Raw genomic sequence first — 18,713 nt, forward strand, 5'->3', positions numbered from 1 at the left:
TTTATTCATTTATTTGCGACCTTCAGTCATTAGTCATGACAATGTGCAAACGCTCTAGCTATAAGCGATGTCTATAAAACAGCCAAAATTTTATAGAGCAAAAACTCTGCAAATAGACTGAGAGTCACCAAATAAATCAAAAAAGTGAACACTCATTAGGAAAATTAAGCCTTATAAAGCAATTACTTAGTTAAAGCATAGTGACGAATTTGTTTATAACATCAGTCGAACCCTGCCCCATTGAGTGCAGCCTAAGTTGGGTAAGGATCGGTTACTTAACCGGTCGTGAAACGCCAGATCTTACTTTCTCATCATGAAAAGTGATTCACTCCGCTCACTGAACGAAAATATGTTGCATTTTGGTTAAATAGAATTAAAACTCTAATTTTCATCAAAGTGGCTTTAACTTGATGTTTGGACACAATAAGGAGAGAAAATGCTGGCTGTTGTTCGTTTGATGTTGGCTGCGGTGTTCATTGTCTTCACCACCTTGTTTGCCTTTCTGTACTGCGTGTTTAGTCCTCGTAACCCCAAGCACGTCTACTTTTTCTGCCGATGGTTTAATCTGCTGCATAAGATAGTTGGACTTAAACTCATCCAACGAGGGTTACATCATGCCCCTACTCCAAACAACAGTGTCTATATTTCTAATCACCAAAGCGTATTTGATTTTGTGACGGATCCCGGGATGCTCAGACCCAGAACCGTATCACTGGGTAAACGAGACCTGCTCATCGTGCCGTTCTTCGGCCTGCTGTATTGGATTACAGGCAACATTTTGATCAATCGAGAAGATAAGTCCAAAGCTCGCGATACTATCAAACAAGTGGCTGAAGCGATTCATCAACGTGATTTGTCGGTTTGGGTCTACCCTGAGGGTACCCGTAGCAATGGCCGAGGTTTGCTACCTTTTAAAACGGGCGCTTTCCGAATGGCGATTGAAGCAGGAGTGCCCATTACTCCTATGTGTACCAGCACAACTCACAATAAAATAGGATTAAATCGACTTGATAACGGCGTAGTCATTACCGAAATGCTTGAACCCATCGATGTATCGCAATATAGCCTAAATGATGCGCGTGCACTGGCCGACCATTGTCACCAACTGATGGCCGCCAAGATTGCTCAACTCGATCAAGAAGTGGCACAAATCGAACGAAAAAGTGGCTTAGAGCACAAACCCAACGCCACTTAACCATCAACCTATTTTGTCGAGCCTACTATAGAGGCTTACCACGTCGCTTCTTTCATGTGTACTTGAGCGCCAAGCTGCAAACTAAAATCGGAACCCAATTTTGGGTAGTGTTTGACCATAGCATCGATCAGCTCAGCGCTGTTGCTGCTGTGTTTTTTCGCCGCTTCAAAACGTTCAATCCAAGTTTGGGTATAACGAATATTGCTCGCATCAAGCTTGCCGTCTTTCATCATGTGACCAGGTACCACTAGGGTTGGTTTTAATGCTTGCATCTCTTTGAGCTGAGTTAACCACGCATCCACTTCTTGCTGAGACTGGGTATCGGCCATCCACACATGCATACCTTGAACAATACCCACATTACCGAGCAATGCCTTTTCACTCGGCACCCACAAATATGGGCGATGTGCTAACACGCCCTGAGCATCGCGAATCTCAATCACTTGATTGTCTATGGTTAACTGGTTGGCGTGAATCGCCGTTGGAAGTTTCGGTTTTTCCGGCGCGTTCAACCCCATTTTTGGTCCCCAAAAGCTGACTTTCTTCGCCAGTTTTTCCGCGATGGCTTCACGTACTGCTGGGGTGGTCACCACATTAGCTTCAGGGAATATTTCTAACAGCTGCGATGCACCAAAGTAGTAATCCGGATCAGCTTGGCTGATAAAAATGGTTTTCAAAGGTTTACCCGCATCAAGCACTTTTGCCGCAATGCGCAGCGCGTCGGCTCGTGTGAACCCGGTATCAATCAGCATGGTTTCCGACTCACCGATCACGAGCGTCGATGTCACATTAAAGCTGTGCTCATCGGCGTTATACACATCAAAGGTTAATTCTCCACTGGCGAACGCCGTCTGTGAACTAGCAAGTAATAACGCGAATGTTGTCATGGCTTTCATCATTTTTTCCTCAATTCGAACCTGTTTGCTTCAGTCGCTGCCATATTAGCCACTGGTTTTATTTCGAAATAGAGCCTATTCTTTGCATCATTATTTCTTAAATCGAACAAATGTATGGATAAGCTGACCGCTGCAAAAGTACTGCTGGATGTAGCACAAACTGAGAGTTTTACAGCGACGGCGGAACGCCTAGACATGTCTCGCCCTATGGTCACCCGATATGTGGAGGCGGCCGAGAACTGGCTTGGATCGCGACTGCTGCAACGCACGACGCGGAAGGTGTCATTGACCAGTGCAGGCGAGCAGTTGTTGGACGAATTGCAAAGCTGGGTAGACCAAGCGCAGCAGATGGAAGAGAGCCTCATGCCCACAAAAGCGATAACAGGGTTTGTCCGGTTATCAGTGAGTATGTCGTTTGGTTTTTCCCAACTGATGCCCGCATTGGAGAAGTTTCGTCAGCGCTATCCGGCTATCAAAATAGACATTGATGCCCAAGATAGAGCTGTGGATATGGTGGCAGAAAGAATTGACCTTGCTATCCGCACCACCAATGACCCCAACCCTGCATTGATTGGTCGACCATTTTCTGTCTGTTATTCAAAACTGGTCGCCTCTCCTGATTATTTGGCCCGCTCGCCTAGCATTACTCAGCCACAAGATCTTACCCATCACGCGTGTCTGGGTTACAAAAATTTTGGTCGCCATGTCTGGCAACTTCAGCAACAAAACCAGCATCAGGAAATAGAAGTGAATTGTGATATTACGGCAAATGAGGCAACCGTTTTGCTGCACGGCTCACTGGCGGGTTTAGGTATCTCAATGCAACCTGACTATCTGGCCGATGAGTGGATCAAGCGGGGGAAACTTGTCTGGTTACTGCCAGAGTGGCAATTGATGACGCTACAGATGTACTTACTCTACCCCTCTCGTAAACACCTATCTCCACCAGTAAGAGCGATGATTGATTTTCTGCTCGATTACTTCGCGGATCAAACCCACACCAATCAACCAAACGCTAAACGAGAGTGATTACAACAGGCATTGTTTGTCGTTAAGGACAAAATAATTCCGCGCGATTCGTGCCCCGCCCCATATCTTTTGTTGATTGCTCTCGCTATGCTGACAAGGTGTTTATAACTGGAAAAATCAATGGATATTTTCATACTGGTGGGGCTTATCACCCTTAACGGCATTTTTGCTATGTCAGAACTTGCGCTCGTCACCGCAAAGTCGAGCCGGCTAAAAAACCTCGCCCAAACCCAGCCCTCAGCGCAACTCGCGTTAGAGCTAAAAAACAACCCAACTCGCTTCCTTTCGACCATACAAATTGGTATCACTGCTATCGGTATCTTGAGTGGTATTTTTGGTGAAGCGACCCTGTCTGCTCCATTTGCCTTATGGCTTAGCGCTCAAGGCTTAGAGGCCGACATCGCATCCATCGTAGCGACCACCAGCGTGGTGATCTTGATTACCTATTTCGCCATCGTCGTCGGTGAATTAGTACCAAAACGCTTTGCGCAGCGGAACGCGGAACGCATTGCTATTATCGTCGCGTATCCGATTCATTGGCTGGCAATCATGACAACGCCTTTCGTTGTGTTACTTAGCGCTTCGACCGATGCGTTACTGAAACTGTTTAGGCAACACGGCGATGACAACGATCAAGTCACCGAAGAAGATATTTTTGCTGTGGTGACGGAAGGGTCTCAATCCGGTGCGATTGAACCCCAAGAACAACAAATGATTCGTAACTTGCTGCATTTGAACGATCGCTTGGCCACATCATTGATGACTCCGCGATGCGATATTGAGTACCTCGACATCACTCAGCCGATTGAGCAAGTCTTAAAGCGTATTCGTGTTACTCAACACTCTGTCTGGCCTATCGTCCATGGCAGCCTAGACAAAATTATCGGTACTGTCTCTTCCAAAGTATTGCTAGACCAATATGAAGAGCTCACTATCGCCACATTAGTACGTCAGGCGCGGCGTCCTCGATACATGCCAGAGTCAATGAAAGGTCTGCCGCTACTCAACGAGATGCAAAAAACCAACTGTGAGATGGCATTTATCGTCGATGAATATGGAGACGTACAAGGTTTGGTCACCCACTATGACGTCTTAGAGTCTATCGCCGGCGAGCTGGGGATGGCACCACAACATATTTGGGCAAAACAGCAAACAGATAACAGCTGGCTGATGGATGCAATGATCCCACTGAATGAGCTAAAGCATCGTATCGATATTGGCCAGTTGGATGGTGAGGAAAGTGAAGGTTTTCAGACCTTAAATGGCTTTTTAACTTGGAAATTAGGTCGCGTTCCAGAGATAGGTGAGGTGCTCCAGCAAGACCAGTGGCACTTTGAAATTCTGGCCGTAAGCCACAATCGAGTTCTGCAAGTTCGCTGCTACCAAAAGACCTAGTACAAAGCCCTAACCTATTACAGGTTAGGGCTTGTTTATTATGCGTTTAACGCCTGCTCTAAATCCGCCAAAATGTCATCGATATGCTCAATGCCAACAGAAAGGCGAATCATTTCAGGTGAGACACCCGCCTGCTTTTGCTCCGCTTCATCAAGCTGTCTGTGTGTCGTAGAAGCAGGATGGCAGGCAAGTGATTTTGCGTCACCAATGTTGACCAATCGCTTGAAGATTTGCAGCGCATCGTAGAAACGCACCCCTGCTTCATAGCCATTTTTGAGACCAAACGACAAAATCGCCGACGGTTTACCGCGCATGTACTTCTCTGCCAATGGGTAATGTTCCGAGTCCGGTAATCCGGCATAGCTAACCCAACTAACTTTATCGTGCTGGCTGAGGTACTGAGCAACTTTGAGCGCATTTTCTGTATGTCGCTCCATACGCAACGGCAGGGTTTCGAGACCTTGCATTAACATAAATGCGTTCATTGGAGACAGCGCTGCACCGGTATTACGCAGAGGCACAGTACGAGCACGGCCGATAAACGCGGCTTCGCCAAAGGCTTCAGTGTAGACCACACCGTGGTATGACGGCTCAGGTTGATTGAGAACTGGAAAACGGTCTTTGTGTTGTACCCACGGGAACTTACCTGAGTCGATAATGATGCCGCCCAACGTTGTGCCATGCCCACCCACATACTTGGTTAAGGAATGCACCACAATGTCAGCACCAAACTCAATCGGTTTACACAAAGCTGGAGTCGCAACGGTGTTATCGACGATGACAGGTACCCCTTTAGCATGCGCCAACTGTGCTACCCGCTCTAGGTCGATAATGTTGCCCGCAGGGTTACCAATGCTCTCACAGTAAACCGCTTTGGTGTTATCGTCGATAAGTTCTGCCAAACTCTCCGGGCTGTCATCTTTTGCGAACTTCACCTCAATACCTTGATTCGGCAGCATGTGCGCGAACAAGGTATAGGTGCCGCCATAAAGTTGTGGTGTAGAAACAATATTATCGCCCGCTTGAGCCAAAGTTAAAATCGCGTAGTTAATCGCCGCGCTACCCGCACTCACCACCAGACCTGCAATGCCCCCTTCTAAGGCTGCCATACGCTTTTCCAACACATCGTTGGTTGGGTTCATAATGCGAGTGTAAATGTTACCAGGGACTTCTAAGTTGAACAGATCAGCGCCATGTTGGGCATTTTCAAACTCGTAAGCCACGGTCTGATAGATAGGTGTCGCGACAGATTTGGTGGTGGGATCGGTCTCGTAGCCGAAATGGATCGATAACGTTTCATCTTTCATGCGCTTTCCTTGCTTAAATTAATTGAACACAATTCATCCAATAAACCCCATTCACGGCCAAGCTGCTGATTATTTGCGCAAATATGTGGGATAACTCACAGACAATCTTAAGCTCAGTTTGCGGACAAGATCCCAATTCATCTCATCCAACGACAGATAGGTTACAGCGCGACTCGCGTCACTTTAAACTTAGAGTAATCCAAATAACATTCTGTTGATTTTAATAAACAAATTGTTTTGAACATGAAAAAACTAAACATTGCCCTCGCAGTTGGCGCTACACTTTTAGCGGGTTGTGGCACACTCAATTCTCAAACTTCAGCTGTCAGTCCTATGGATGTAAAAATTGCTACGTATAACCTCTCTTTTGATCGCGCGACGTTCCAAGAGCTGGTGGCAGAGATGCAAATCCCACCTGCGCAACAAACCAAGTTAGTCACAGGCTACTTGGCTAATGCCCTTTCCCCTGCGGACCGAAAAGCGGCAGAAAAAGTCATTCAAATTCGTAATGTTGCGGCGATCATCCAGAAAAATCGCCCAGATGTGTTGATGATGGCTGAATTTAACAATGATGGTACAGGTAAGAATAAGTCTGCACTGATTGGTTTTCAAAACAACTACTTGTCAGTAGGACAAAGCTTGCAAGGTGCGGGAGGCGAAGCCAGCTTATCGCCAATCGAGTATCCTTTTTTTGAGTCTTATTCCACCAATACTGGCTTAGTCAGTGAGCTTGATTTAGACAACAATGGGGTGGCCGGTCAACTGCCGGGCGATGCATGGGGCTTTGGCTTCTATCACGGTCAATATGCCTTTGCTCTAATGTCCAAATACCCAATAGATACCGACAACACACGTACTTTCCAACAGTTCAAATGGAAAGACCTACCGGGTGCCAGTATTCCTAAAATCACCAAATGTCATGACCCGTACAATAAGATCCCACAAGGCATGGCGTGCGGCGATGATTGGTACAGCGCAAAAGAGTGGCCACAAATTCGTTTGTCTTCTAAAAACCACGTCGATGCGCCAATCATTGTTCCAACGGCAAATGGTGACCAAGTGATCCACTTGTTAATGTCTCACCCGACACCACCAGTGTTTGACACAGGTAAGAACCAAATGCAAAACGCAGCGGAAGTAGAGTTCTGGCACCACTATATTCAAGATGCAGACTTCTTCTATGACGATGCGGGCAAACAAGGTGGTCTAGATAAAGGCCAACACTTTGTCATTATGGGCGATCTTAACCTAGACCCGGTTGCCGGAGATGGACTAAGCAATGTGATGCAAGCGTTACACAGCGACCCGTTGCTCAATCAAAACGTGATGAATGGGTCGCTCTATCCGACCAGCGAAGGGGCGATTGAACATATCGACTCTACCGGTAAATCTCACCCGCAACCTGATCGAGTGACCTCAACCTTTGGTCTCGGTGTTGATTACGCCATGCCATCGGCAACACTCAACGTGGTCGACTCTGGAGTCTACTGGGTGACGTCACAACAAGAAGGCTACTCACTGTTTAACGACCAACGGGTGGGCAAATACGGTAATGGTAAGGATGTCTCCTCCGATCATCGTATGATTTGGATTAAAGCCTCATTGGATTAACGGCTATTTAACCATTCTGCGCCCTTGCGGTTTTTGGGCGCATGAATGGGCACAGCGCACAAAAGTCAGCGAGTTATTCGCCTCGGCAAGCGCCCCTCTTTATACTGACTGCCCATCAATCAAGCTGAACATTGCCCAATCCCAAATGCTATCACTTCCTCTTTTCGACTTCTGCCGTAGTAATGAATTACCCGCTGTTAACCTTCAAGGACTCACCGCAGAACAAGGTGACAAACTCCGTCAAGATTACGGGTTACTTAAAAAGCAACTCTGTGAGCTGCCACATTTGGCGGGCCATATCTATATGCACTTGTCACTACCACACAGTGAGTGGATAGCGGATTGTGTGGTGTTGTATCGAGGGCTGATCTTTGTCATCGCCATTGACCAACAAAGTGACACTTATCAGCAGCACGATTTGGTGACAGCTCATGCAATGGCGAGAGCTCTTAAAGAACACCATAGCGCGAGCAGAGATAAATTCATCATCCCGGTGTTACTTGCGCCAAATGCAGCCCCGCAAGGCAGCGCAATTCAGGTGTCAGAAGATCTGGTTGCGGCTACAATGTGTGATACGGGCGAACATTTAGCCGCCTTAATTGAACACTTTTCTAACCAGTATAAAGATGATGAAATCCTTGCTGATGAGTGGTTATAGATGGGCATGAGTTGAAATGTCTTTTGCGGTCACGATCCGGCTCTAAAGGCCTCATCCAGTTTTATTAATTTTAATAGTCTGCCGATTTGCTGATCTGGATAGACCATTTAATTGCAGTGCTTCATGTATACTGCGCTGCAGTTATAGCCAGACGAATAAGAGTATGTTTCTGACACCGTATTTTTCGCAAGATAGCGACCAATTCCAATTCACACGCCAACAAGCAAGTCACTTTGCTAAAAAGGTGGCGGGTGATTTCAACCCAATTCACGATGAAGACAACAAGCGCTTCTGTGTGCCTGGCGATCTGCTGTTCGCGGTACTGCTAAGCAAAGAAGGCATCAGCCAAAAAATGCGCTTTGATTTCTCGGGTATGGTCAATGATGGGATTGCCCTTTCTGTCGATAACAAGTGCGATAAAGAGAGCGCTGTAATCGATGCGAACGGTAAAGAGTACCTGCATATGACTCGTGAAGGTGACGTTAACCACAATCCTGAGTTTATCCAGCATGTTGTAACCAGCTATGTTCAGTTTTCTGGGATGAACTTCCCGCACATCATGGTTCCTCTAATGGAAGAACAACAAGCCATGATTAACTGCCAACGTCCTTTGGTGATTTACGAAAGCATGGAAGTTGAATTCGATCGCCTAGACCTTTCTCACCCAGAAGTGGACTTCACTGGCGCGACCTTTGACGTGGATGGCAAACGTGGCCTAGTGACACTGAACTTTGCGTTCAAAGAAGATGGCGAAATTGTTGGTAAAGGCATTAAACGCATGGTGGCAAGTGGTTTAAAACCATACGACCAAGCGGCTGTCGACGATCTTGTTGAGCGCTTTAATGCGCGTAAAGACGCCTTCCTCGAGCAATTCGCTAACGCAGCCTAATCTAAAAACAATGACCAAACGCCAGCGACTTTCGCTGGCGTTTTTGATTCTGCTATCGGGTCATTTTCTTCACAAATACCACGACAAACAAAGCCATGGTAAAACTGCCTAGAAACGCTTCAACCGCGGCGATAAATCTGGCTACCCCAACAGGCGAAATATCCCCATAGCCCAACGTGGTGAAAGTCACGACACTGAAATAGAGCGAGTTAAAGAACTCGAGAACGTAGAATTTCCAGCCCGTCACTCCCTCATAAATCGGATGCTCTCCAGTGGTGTCGAGAAAGAAGTACGCCATTGCACAGACGAAGATAAGGAAAATTGAAAACAACACGACACGCAATGGATCTTCACCATAACCGCAGAACAGATCCACCGATTTGGAGATACCACGCTTAAGACTAAACTTAGGCATCTGATAACGCCGAAAGCGCATCTCGCGCTTGAAAAAGTCTCCCGCCATCTCAAACAAGCCTTGTTTCTCGCACTGCTTGCGGATGTTGCGACACACCTCTTCTGCCTCTTGGCATAAACATGCTGCTAATTTTCTGTCTCGTTGCTTTAGCGCTTGTTTTGCCTGCCACTCTTGTTTGAGATAACGCCCCCACTCAACATTCTCAAGTTTCGCTCGACCTAGCTCAGCGCCCAGTAAGTTGCAATGATCGAGCTTGGCACAATGCAGATTAGCCCCAAGCAACTTGGCTTTCATTAACGATGAACCACGTAGATCCAAACCAAAGAAATGTGCATCACTCAAATCCGCTCGATAAAAATCAGCGTTACGACATGAGTAGCCTTCTTTACACCCCCGGTTGACTAAATCGAGGTCTACTAAGTTTGTTCTTGCCAACTGAAATCCGTCGAGAGGTTTACCCGCTGCGGCCCATTGTTCAACCTGTTCTTTTACGTCGTCTTTGCTTTTATCTATCTTGGGATCGTGCCAGTAACATAGACCGGACTCTCCACTAGGTTGATCGCAGCACCAGCCATCGGGATTTCGATAGCTGCATCGGCCATGTTCAGATTTCATATGTGCGCTGCCCTAGAAATGCGTGCGTTTATCAGTCGCTCGTCATCTCTAAGTGTAGTGGGTGCATATCGATGTGCAGGACTATTTTACATTTTTATCAGTAATCACCTGTTGTCGCAGCCATTGTTTGAATAAACGTGTTGGAGGGTTATCGACATGGGTAATAATGAAATAGCCCGCATTGGCTTTTATCGCAGCCAGTGGCGCAACTAACCTCTGGCTTATCAGTTCATCCCCTAACAAAGCCGAGCGGGCAAGTGCAATCCCAACTCCCGCTTCAGCGGCTGACATTGCCATATCGGTACGGTTAAAAAAATGGCCCTTGTTGGTCTCGAAATCTAGGCCAACCTGCGACGCCCAATATAACCATTCGTAATCTCGCGGCGCCCCTTGCCAAGGCATCGCATCATGCAGCAAGGTCACTTGATGCCAAGTGGTGGACAACTCGTTGAGTTCTGGGTGGGCGTTAAAATAGCTGGGGCTCATGACTGGTCGTAATTGTTCTTCAAGCAGTAATTCGGCATCCTCTAACTTATAAGGAATCGGCCCGTAATCAATCGCGACATCAAAATTACGGTTATCACTGTCAACCAACGCCCCTTCCGCGAAGGTATGAATCTGGATCTCTGGGTGCTGCTTTTGAAAATCTTCCAGTCTCGGCACCAACCATTTAAACGCAAACGACGGCGTCAGCTTAAGCCGTATCTGCTTGCTTTCAGTCACTCGAGTGAGCTGATAGACATTCTCTTCAATCGCCGTTAAATGGTGATCCACAGACTCCACCAGCCTTTGTCCTTGTTCGGTTAAACGAATCCCTCGAGCGTGGCGTTCAAAAGCCGTAAAACCTAATCGCAGCTCGATGTTTTGCAGTTGTTGGCTTACCGCCCCAGTCGTGAGATTGAGCTCTTTTGCTGCGCTAGTGAGGCTAGAGTGGCGGGAAACTTGGCAGATTAAATGAATACCGTGGAGCAATGCTGACTTCATAAGCTTTTAGTTTTCTAAACAATGATATTAATTCTTATCGATTGTTAAACAGATGTAAATAGCCGACTCTAGCCCAAATTGAACTAAAACGGAGTCGCCAGTGAAAGTCGTGGTGTTAGGAAGTGGTGTCGTTGGACTCACCAGCGCGTGGTATTTATCACAAGCTGGGTGTGACGTGACCGTCGTAGATAGACAAGCCCGAGCGGCAGAAGAGACCAGCTTTGCTAACGCCGGCCAAATTTCTTATGGTTATTCGTCACCTTGGGCCGCTCCGGGGATTCCGAAAAAAGCGATTAAGTGGCTATTTGAAGAACATGCACCGTTGAAGGTAAAGCCAAGTTTAAGCCCAGAGCTTATGAGCTGGGCGAGTAAAATGTTACTTAACTGTCAGCTTGATAAGTATCGAATCAACAAAGCCCGTATGCTGACCATCGCCAATCACAGTAAAGTGTGTTTAGCTGAGTTAAACAAACAGTTGCAACTCGATTATCAAGGCAGGACGCAAGGAACACTGCAAATTTTTCGTAATCCCGCTCAACTGAAAGCGGTAGAAAAAGACATCCAGTTGCTAGAAGAAAGTGGCACTCGCTACCAATTGCTTGATACCGAGCAATGTCTAAAACAAGAGCCGGGCTTAATGGCCATGCAAGGTGATCTTGTGGGTGGGCTCTACCTTCCAGATGATGAAACAGGTGACTGCTATCTGTTTTGCCAGCAGCTGCAAGAAAAAGCTCAGGCGGCGGGTGTTCAGTTTCTCTATAACACTGAAGTCACGCGCTTAGTTGTAGAAAAACAGACCATAGTGGCCGCGCAAACGACCGCTGGACAAATCGAAGCCGATGCGTTTGTTGTCGCATTAGGCAGTTACTCTAAGACACTACTAGGCGACCTCGGGATTGATGTGCCCATCTACCCAGTCAAGGGTTACTCGCTGACGCTGCCGATCATCAACGAGCAGTTCTCGCCGCAATCCACCATCATGGACGAGACCTATAAGGTCGCGTTAACGCGATTCGATCAACGTATTCGAGTCGCAGGTACCGCTGAGCTCGCCGGCTTTGACCCCGCGTTACCAGAAAAACGCCTAGCCACCTTAAATCATGTGGTATCGAATCTTTTTCCTGATGGGACCGACTTGGCGCAAGCCGAGTATTGGAGTGGATTTAGACCCATGACACCCGATGGAACGCCAATCATCGGAGCAACGCCGATCCACAACTTATATACCAACACTGGTCATGGCACCTTAGGTTGGACGATGGCTTGTGGTTCAGCCGAGATACTCAGTCAGATCGTGACCCAACAAAGTCACCAATATGAGGCGCTCAGCTGCCATCGATATTAGCCAGTAGCTCTCGCTAAGCTGAACACCAGTTTCAGCATAAACCAGTACTTAAAAACCCTGACGCGCAACATAAAGCGCTCGGGGTTAAAGTGCGTTTTTATACATTCCCGCCTATTTTCATCATTGAAACCGTCAATATGTTCATCTTTTAACATTTATTTAGCATTTTGTGCCTAAGTTCACGCAAATAAACTTTAAAGAATAAATTTATTAACAAACCGATTACAGAAAGGGTAATATCCTGTTCAGAAAACAACCATTACAAACTAAAAACAGGGAAATACTTATGCAGTCATTCGTTGATTTTTTGAATGGAATCATCTGGAGTCCGGTGCTGATTTATTTGTGCCTCGGCGCTGGTTTGTTCTATTCGATCATGACTCGTTTCGTACAAATTCGTCACTTTAGCGAAATGTGGCGCTTGCTACTTTCAGGGAAAAGTTCTTCAAAGGGGATTTCGTCATTCCAGGCACTCGCGGTATCACTATCTGGTCGTGTTGGTACTGGTAACATTGCAGGTGTTGCTGCGGCAATCGGCTTCGGCGGTCCGGGTGCAGTCTTCTGGATGTGGGTTGTTGCCTTCTTCGGTGCAGCGACCGCTTACGCAGAATCTACCCTAGCTCAGATCTATAAAGAAGAAGACAACGGAGAATTCCGTGGTGGTCCTGCTTACTACATTGAGAAAGCAATGGGTCAAAAATGGTACGCATGGATCTTCGCTATTGCGACTATTTTTGCTTGTGGTTTCCTACTACCTGGCGTTCAGTCCAACAGTATCGGTAACGCAGTAGAAGCGGCATTCGGCTCAGGCGCAATGATTGAAACCGCGATCGGTACCTTTAGCTTCGCAAAAATTTTCACTGGTACGCTAATTTCAGTCATCCTGGCGTTCATCATCTTTGGTGGCGTTAAACGTATTGCTAACTTTACCCAAATCGTTGTTCCATTCATGGCATTGGCTTACATCGTGACGGCGTTCATCATCATCCTACTTAACATTGGTGAAGTACCTCGCGTATTCGCAATGATTGTTGGTGACGCATTTACGCCTATGGCAGGTGTTGGTGCTGCAATCGGTTGGGGTGTGAAACGTGGTGTTTACTCTAACGAAGCAGGTCAAGGTACAGGCCCTCACGCGGCGGCGGCAGCAAGCGTTGACCACCCAGCTCAGCAAGGCCTTGTTCAGTCGTTCTCTATCTACATCGACACATTGCTCGTTTGTTCAGCAACCGCGTTTATGATCATCATTACTGGTGCTTACAACGTTCACGGTGCGGAAGGCTTCCTAGTACAGAACGTGGCAGCAGACATCGCAGCAAATGGCCCAGTATTTACACAGATGGCGATTGAAAGTGCCCTACCGGGTATTGGTAAACCGTTCATTGCTGTTGCGCTGTTCTTCTTCGCATTCACAACCATTCTGGCTTACTACTACATCGCAGAAACAAACATTGCTTACATTCGCCGTACCTTTAAGGTAAACGGCCTAATGTTTATGCTAAAAGTCGCGCTGATTGCTGTTGTGTTCTACGGTACAGTGAAAACGGCTAACCTAGCTTGGGCAATGGGTGATGTGGGTGTTGGTCTGATGGCATGGCTAAACATTGTCGGCATTTTGATTATCTTCTTCATGTCTAAGCCAGCGCTTAAAGCACTGCACGACTACGAAGAGCAACAGAAACAAGGCGTAACTGAGTACACCTTTAACCCAGTTAAACTTGGTATCAAAGGCGCAGACTACTGGGAAGACAAATACCGTCGTAAGACAGGGAAAGAGCCTTCATCGGAAGTGGAATCTAAGCCTGTAGAACAACCTTCTACTTAAAAGCGACAAATTACAATCACAAAAAGCAGTGGTAAAAAAAGGGGTTAGCCGATGGCTAACCCCTTTGTTATTACTGTTCCCATATACTTCAGCCCCGACGTTTTCAGGCAAACATCGATGCTTCATATTCTTTATTATGCCGCGACTTGTTCTAGCTCAACTTGGTCAGCTGCTTTCTTCTCACCGATAGGAAGAATCGTGCGGCCGTATTCGTTGTTTAGCACCTGTGCCATCGCAAAGTAAATTGCGCTTGCGCCACAGAAGATACCTTCAAAGCCTGCGATAGTGCCAATCAGTTCACTGCCAGTGAAATCACGAGCGGCCAGCAGGAAGAATAGAATCGTTAGAGATCCAAACACGACTTGTTTAGCAACTGGGTAGCACAATGAGCCAATAAACATAAAGCCAGTGAATACACCCCATAGTAGTAGGTACCAGCCCATGAAGCTTGCTGGGCTTGCTGGAAGACCCATATATGGCATCACGATAAGACCAACTAGCGTTAGCCAGAATAGACCGTAAGAAGTGAACGCAGTTGTACCAAAAGTGTCACCACGTTTGAAACACATCATGCCAACCAACACTTGGCTCAGACCACCGTAAAAAATACCCATCGCTAAAATCATTGAATCGAGAGGGAAAAAGCCTGCGTTGTGGATGTTAAGCAGGATGGTCGTCATACCGAAACCCATTAGGCCCAGTGGAGCCGGGTTTGCCAGTTTTGTTGACATTTTGCGCACCTTTCAAAAAAGTTAATAAAAATTACGCGCGAAGTTTAATCCTGTTCAACAAAAAAGATAAACATTGAATTTGCAATCTAAGATTACTCAAATCGTTTAATATGAATTTAGCATTAACAGAGTACATATAACACGATGATTTCGTGTCACTTTCATCACTTTAAGTGACAAAAAAGCCTCCGCGAATAGCAAGAGGCTTAGTCAGATTAAACGTAAAGTAATGCGTTCGTCGCCGTTACTGGCAGCTTATTTCATCCCAAAACCAGTTAGATTGGCGTGGGCTCTCCCACACTCCTGGACCATTTTTGGCAACGAAACATTTACCCAAGTAAGTGACTTTGTCACCATTTGCCACTTGCGTAACGCCCGGTTGCCATTGAATAAAGGCATCAGGTACTGGTGTTGGCTCCGGAGTTGGGCTCGGCTCTGGGTCTGGAGTAGGCTCTGGAGTGGGCGTTGGCTCCGGATCAGGTGTCGGAGCTGGAGCAGGGTCGGTCGGTGTTGCAGAGATCAATTCCCAAGGACCACCTAGACTTGGCTCATTGCCCTGAGTCCACCATTTCGCTTTGTAAGTTGCCCCTTTATAAGTGACTTCTTCCCCGCCAGTGTAGACTTTGTTTGCATCCCAATCATTGCCTGTACCGGGGCCGGTTCCCGGATCAACTGGGTCTAACTTGTCTACTACGCGCACTTCTGGCCAACTGGCGTGCGAGCCATATAAATTGGTCACACATTTTTCGTAATCACCCGGAACCAAAGCAGAGTAAGCGGTTTGGAAACCGACTAGCTCACATTCAAATGAGTAACCGCCCGGACGATCCGCATAATACTTCCAATTGCCATCCCAGTTGGTATAGAGCACATCCGTTGCACCATTGAGGTTGAGGCTTCCATAAGGCGTTTGCTGCCAGCACGTGTTCTTTTCATCGGCTTCGATTGGAATCTGATAGTGTGCCGACAATCCTTCCCAATAACGAATTCGATTAACGGGCTGACCTTTGTTTTTGTTTTGCTCGCCACACTCAATACCACCGTTAATAATATTGATCGTGGTACCGAAACCGTAGCCGATGCCTGCATCAATCTCACGTTGAGAAGGCGTCCAAGTCTTGTCAATCACATGCAACATGGCGGGCTTAGGAGCTTGCGGTGTTAAGAAGAACCAAATTGCCGAAGCTAAGTTTAGCCAAGAGTCGGCGACTAACCCCGGGTTATTGAGCAACACAGAAGCATCACCGTCAAACATGACTTCAGAGAAAGCTCCATAGTTAAAGTGATAAGAGAGCTGTTTTGCACCGCGACCAAAATATCCCTGCCCTGCAGCACATGGCCACTTTTTATTTTGCCAGTCATTTTGGCCACAGCCTGTGGTATAACCTTCTTGGCCTTCAGACCAGCCCATTTCTCTTACATGAACGAGTGCCTGTTGCCACTCTTCCAGTGCTAATGGGTTATCAGAGATATTGTCTTTGGCGATATGCCCGCCCGTCTCTTGAGCAAAGTGAGCAAACGCTGTCACTATTGAGCGCTTACAAATCGCATCTGAGTCTCGGCCATCAGTATATTCAGCACAAAAAGCGGGGAATTTACCAATCGCGCGTAGAAAGCGCGTATAGGTGTATTCCGGTGCCGCCATATGAGTGAGAAAATCCCACTCAGAGCGAGGGAAAACGCGTTCAGCGCGTTTAACATTATCGGGGTTTGAGGCAAGGCCGGCGTCTATTGCTTCAACCACGCTGTTTGGCGCCGTTTGCAGTGCTTGCGACCAGATTTGATACATAGGGTCGGCCGTTTTTTGTTGCTCAGCGGCTTGAATGTCGGCACGCGAGACAACATAGCCAGTCGGGTTCTGCGGATCAGGCTGAATATTGGGCGAAGCCCAAGCGCCAGAAGTCGCACTCAATATACTGGTGGCGACGATAAAATGTAGGGGGTTCATTGTTATACAACTCCTTGTGTTGGAAGTTGTATGAGGATAGATGAGGAAAAAAAGGACTCACCTAATGGCGCGTCAAGTTGCGAGCCACTCTAGTTAGCAACGTAATAAGGGTATAGAAGACGTTTAAAAAGCGATAAGTGAGTTCAAAAAAACCAGCCCGAAGGCTGGTTTCATTTGTGCTTTAAATTAAGACCTTACTAGGATGTTATTCCCACTCGATGGTTGCAGGCGGTTTACCAGAAATGTCGTAAACCACACGAGAAATACCATCAACTTCATTGATAATACGGTTAGAAACCTTACCTAAGAAGTCATACGGTAGGTGAGCCCAGTGCGCAGTCATAAAGTCAATTGTTTCAACAGCACGCAGAGATACAACCCAATCGTACTTACGGCCATCCCCCATAACACCGACAGAGCGAACTGGCAGGAATACCGTGAACGCTTGCGATACCTTGTGGTATAGGTCAGCGGCATGCAGCTCTTCAATAAAGATAGCATCAGCGCGACGTAGCAAGTCACAGTACTCTTTCTTGATCTCGCCAAGAACGCGAACACCTAGACCAGGACCTGGGAATGGGTGGCGGTAAAGCATGTTGTAAGGAAGGCCTAGCTCTAGACCAATCTTACGTACTTCATCTTTGAACAGCTCACGTAGAGGCTCAACAAGCCCCATTTCCATATCATCTGGCAGACCACCCACGTTGTGGTGAGATTTGATCACATGCGCTTTACCCGTCTTAGAAGCCGCTGATTCGATAACGTCTGGGTAGATAGTACCCTGAGCTAACCATTTCGCGTTTGCACGCTTCTTAGACTCTTCATCAAATACGTCTACGAATACGTGACCGATAGTCTTGCGCTTCTCTTCTGGGTCAGACTTACCTTCCAGTGCTTTAAGGAAACGCTCTTCTGCGTCAACTTTGATGATGTTCAGACCAAACTGATCACCGAACATATCCATAACTTGCTGACCTTCGTTTAGACGAAGCAGACCGTTATCGACAAATACACACGTTAGCTTGTCGCCAATTGCACGGTGAACCAGCATTGCAACGACGGATGAGTCAACACCACCGGATAGACCTAGGATAACTTCATCGTCACCGACTTGCTCTTTAATGCGTGCAACTGCATCTTCGATGATAGATTCAGACGTCCACAGACGCTCACAGCCACATACGCCAAGAACAAAGTTCTCGAGCATTTGTAGGCCATTCTTAGTGTGTGTCACTTCTGGGTGGAACTGAACACCGAAGTATTTTTTCTCTTCGTTCGCCATCGCAGCGTAAGGACATGTGTCTGTCTCGCCCACTTTAACGAAGCCTTCAGGGATCTCGACAACTTTGTCGCCGTGGCTCATCCACACATCTTGAGATGCTTCGAGATCTTTGAAGATGGATGACTCGCCAGAAACTTGCACTGCAGCGTAACCAAACTCACGCTCATCAGACGTCGAAACTTTACCGCCTAGCTGCTCTGCCATGGTCTGCATGCCGTAACATACACCAAGGACAGGAACACCCGAGTCAAATACATATTGAGGAGCGCGAGGAGAGTTATCTTCGGTTACGCTCTCTGGGCCACCAGATAGGATGATGCCATCTGGATTGAATTCACGAATATCCGCTTCTTCAACATCCCAGCTCCAAAGTTCACAGTAAACGCCGATTTCACGTACGCGGCGCGCGACAAGTTGAGTGTACTGAGAACCGAAGTCCAAGATCAGAATACGTTGGTCATGGATATTTTTAGTCATTTTGAGCAGTCTTATAAGCTAAGTGATTAAAACAGAGGCGAGTTTACTCACCTCATATTAATGCTTCAAGGAAAAAGCAAACGTTTCCGTTAAGTGTATAGGTTATATTTT

Annotated in this window: 15 protein-coding genes; 8 read left to right on the top strand and 7 right to left on the bottom strand. The window is 46.9% G+C overall.

Annotated features, from left to right (window positions below):
- Window positions 1–436 precede the first annotated feature (436 nt).
- Window positions 437–1,195 (top strand): 1-acylglycerol-3-phosphate O-acyltransferase, encoded by a 759-nt coding sequence (locus tag RH45_RS20765; RefSeq protein WP_008081154.1) that lies wholly within the window; start codon window positions 437–439, stop codon window positions 1,193–1,195.
- A 35-nt stretch (window positions 1,196–1,230) separates the two neighbouring features.
- On the opposite strand, the gene RH45_RS20770 is transcribed toward RH45_RS20765, so the two are convergent.
- Window positions 1,231–2,091, bottom strand: coding sequence for an MBL fold metallo-hydrolase (locus RH45_RS20770; RefSeq protein WP_008081157.1), 861 nt, complete (start codon window positions 2,089–2,091; stop codon window positions 1,231–1,233).
- A 114-nt stretch (window positions 2,092–2,205) separates the two neighbouring features.
- Here RH45_RS20770 and RH45_RS20775 point away from each other — a divergent pair, with 114 nt between their 5' ends.
- On the top strand, window positions 2,206–3,120 hold the full coding sequence (locus RH45_RS20775) for a LysR family transcriptional regulator (protein WP_008081159.1): 915 nt from the start codon (window positions 2,206–2,208) through the stop codon (window positions 3,118–3,120).
- 120 nt (window positions 3,121–3,240) lie between these two features.
- Entirely contained in the window at window positions 3,241–4,515 is a 1,275-nt protein-coding gene (locus tag RH45_RS20780; RefSeq protein ID WP_008081160.1) for a hemolysin family protein, read from the top strand.
- Window positions 4,516–4,553: 38 nt separating this feature from the next.
- On the opposite strand, the gene RH45_RS20785 is transcribed toward RH45_RS20780, so the two are convergent.
- Complete coding sequence (locus tag RH45_RS20785; protein WP_008081162.1) at window positions 4,554–5,822, bottom strand: O-acetylhomoserine aminocarboxypropyltransferase/cysteine synthase family protein; 1,269 nt, start codon at window positions 5,820–5,822, stop codon at window positions 4,554–4,556.
- Window positions 5,823–6,065: 243 nt separating this feature from the next.
- Here RH45_RS20785 and RH45_RS20790 point away from each other — a divergent pair, with 243 nt between their 5' ends.
- The 3 genes from RH45_RS20790 (at window position 6,066) to RH45_RS20800 (ending at window position 8,980) form a co-directional block, all read left to right on the top strand.
- Entirely contained in the window at window positions 6,066–7,433 is a 1,368-nt protein-coding gene (locus RH45_RS20790; protein ID WP_008081164.1) for an endonuclease/exonuclease/phosphatase family protein, read from the top strand.
- 145 nt (window positions 7,434–7,578) lie between these two features.
- Window positions 7,579–8,091 (top strand): hypothetical protein, encoded by a 513-nt coding sequence (locus RH45_RS20795; protein WP_008081166.1) that lies wholly within the window; start codon window positions 7,579–7,581, stop codon window positions 8,089–8,091.
- 163 nt (window positions 8,092–8,254) lie between these two features.
- A complete protein-coding gene (locus RH45_RS20800) occupies window positions 8,255–8,980 on the top strand; it encodes a DUF3581 domain-containing protein (protein WP_008081167.1) in 726 nt (241 codons plus the stop codon).
- Between the two features lie 52 nt (window positions 8,981–9,032).
- Here the strand turns inward: RH45_RS20800 and RH45_RS20805 are convergent, their stop codons facing one another.
- Together RH45_RS20805 and RH45_RS20810 are read right to left on the bottom strand one after the other, a co-directional pair.
- Complete coding sequence (locus RH45_RS20805; RefSeq protein ID WP_008081170.1) at window positions 9,033–10,010, bottom strand: ion channel; 978 nt, start codon at window positions 10,008–10,010, stop codon at window positions 9,033–9,035.
- An 81-nt stretch (window positions 10,011–10,091) separates the two neighbouring features.
- A complete protein-coding gene (locus tag RH45_RS20810) occupies window positions 10,092–10,994 on the bottom strand; it encodes a LysR substrate-binding domain-containing protein (protein ID WP_008081172.1) in 903 nt (300 codons plus the stop codon).
- Between the two features lie 100 nt (window positions 10,995–11,094).
- On the opposite strand from RH45_RS20810, the gene RH45_RS20815 reads away from it, so the two are divergent.
- A complete protein-coding gene (locus RH45_RS20815; RefSeq protein WP_008081174.1) occupies window positions 11,095–12,339 on the top strand; it encodes a D-amino acid dehydrogenase in 1,245 nt (414 codons plus the stop codon).
- A 286-nt stretch (window positions 12,340–12,625) separates the two neighbouring features.
- Window positions 12,626–14,164: an alanine/glycine:cation symporter family protein gene (locus RH45_RS20820; protein ID WP_008081178.1), complete on the top strand. Its 1,539-nt coding sequence runs from the start codon at window positions 12,626–12,628 to the stop codon at window positions 14,162–14,164.
- A 134-nt stretch (window positions 14,165–14,298) separates the two neighbouring features.
- Here RH45_RS20820 and RH45_RS20825 read toward each other — a convergent pair whose 3' ends face one another.
- The 3 genes from RH45_RS20825 to guaA form a co-directional block, all read right to left on the bottom strand.
- Window positions 14,299–14,895, bottom strand: a complete 597-nt coding sequence (locus RH45_RS20825) for an acetate uptake transporter (RefSeq protein ID WP_008081180.1) — start codon at window positions 14,893–14,895, stop codon at window positions 14,299–14,301.
- A gap of 244 nt (window positions 14,896–15,139) precedes the next feature.
- Entirely contained in the window at window positions 15,140–16,843 is a 1,704-nt protein-coding gene (locus tag RH45_RS20830) for a chitinase (protein WP_008081182.1), read from the bottom strand.
- Window positions 16,844–17,048: 205 nt separating this feature from the next.
- Window positions 17,049–18,602, bottom strand: a complete 1,554-nt coding sequence (gene guaA / locus RH45_RS20835) for a glutamine-hydrolyzing GMP synthase (protein ID WP_008081185.1) — start codon at window positions 18,600–18,602, stop codon at window positions 17,049–17,051.
- Window positions 18,603–18,713: the final 111 nt, after the last annotated feature.

Origin of the sequence: Vibrio sinaloensis DSM 21326, from assembly GCF_000189275.1 — a bacterium.
Taxonomy (GTDB): domain Bacteria; phylum Pseudomonadota; class Gammaproteobacteria; order Enterobacterales; family Vibrionaceae; genus Vibrio; species Vibrio sinaloensis.

Bases quoted from the DNA above. Each gene is read 5' to 3' on its own strand.
- RH45_RS20765 (WP_008081154.1), top strand. From the start codon at position 437: ATGCTGGCTGTTGTTCGTTTGATGTTGGCTGCGGTGTTCATTGTCTTC.
- RH45_RS20770 (WP_008081157.1), bottom strand. From the start codon at position 2,091: ATGAAAGCCATGACAACATTCGCGTTATTACTTGCTAGTTCACAGACG.
- RH45_RS20775 (WP_008081159.1), top strand. From the start codon at position 2,206: ATGGATAAGCTGACCGCTGCAAAAGTACTGCTGGATGTAGCACAAACT.
- RH45_RS20780 (WP_008081160.1), top strand. From the start codon at position 3,241: ATGGATATTTTCATACTGGTGGGGCTTATCACCCTTAACGGCATTTTT.
- RH45_RS20785 (WP_008081162.1), bottom strand. From the start codon at position 5,822: ATGAAAGATGAAACGTTATCGATCCATTTCGGCTACGAGACCGATCCC.
- RH45_RS20790 (WP_008081164.1), top strand. From the start codon at position 6,066: ATGAAAAAACTAAACATTGCCCTCGCAGTTGGCGCTACACTTTTAGCG.
- RH45_RS20795 (WP_008081166.1), top strand. From the start codon at position 7,579: ATGCTATCACTTCCTCTTTTCGACTTCTGCCGTAGTAATGAATTACCC.
- RH45_RS20800 (WP_008081167.1), top strand. From the start codon at position 8,255: ATGTTTCTGACACCGTATTTTTCGCAAGATAGCGACCAATTCCAATTC.
- RH45_RS20805 (WP_008081170.1), bottom strand. From the start codon at position 10,010: ATGAAATCTGAACATGGCCGATGCAGCTATCGAAATCCCGATGGCTGG.
- RH45_RS20810 (WP_008081172.1), bottom strand. From the start codon at position 10,994: ATGAAGTCAGCATTGCTCCACGGTATTCATTTAATCTGCCAAGTTTCC.
- RH45_RS20820 (WP_008081178.1), top strand. From the start codon at position 12,626: ATGCAGTCATTCGTTGATTTTTTGAATGGAATCATCTGGAGTCCGGTG.
- RH45_RS20825 (WP_008081180.1), bottom strand. From the start codon at position 14,895: ATGTCAACAAAACTGGCAAACCCGGCTCCACTGGGCCTAATGGGTTTC.
- RH45_RS20830 (WP_008081182.1), bottom strand. From the start codon at position 16,843: ATGAACCCCCTACATTTTATCGTCGCCACCAGTATATTGAGTGCGACT.
- guaA (WP_008081185.1), bottom strand. From the start codon at position 18,602: ATGACTAAAAATATCCATGACCAACGTATTCTGATCTTGGACTTCGGT.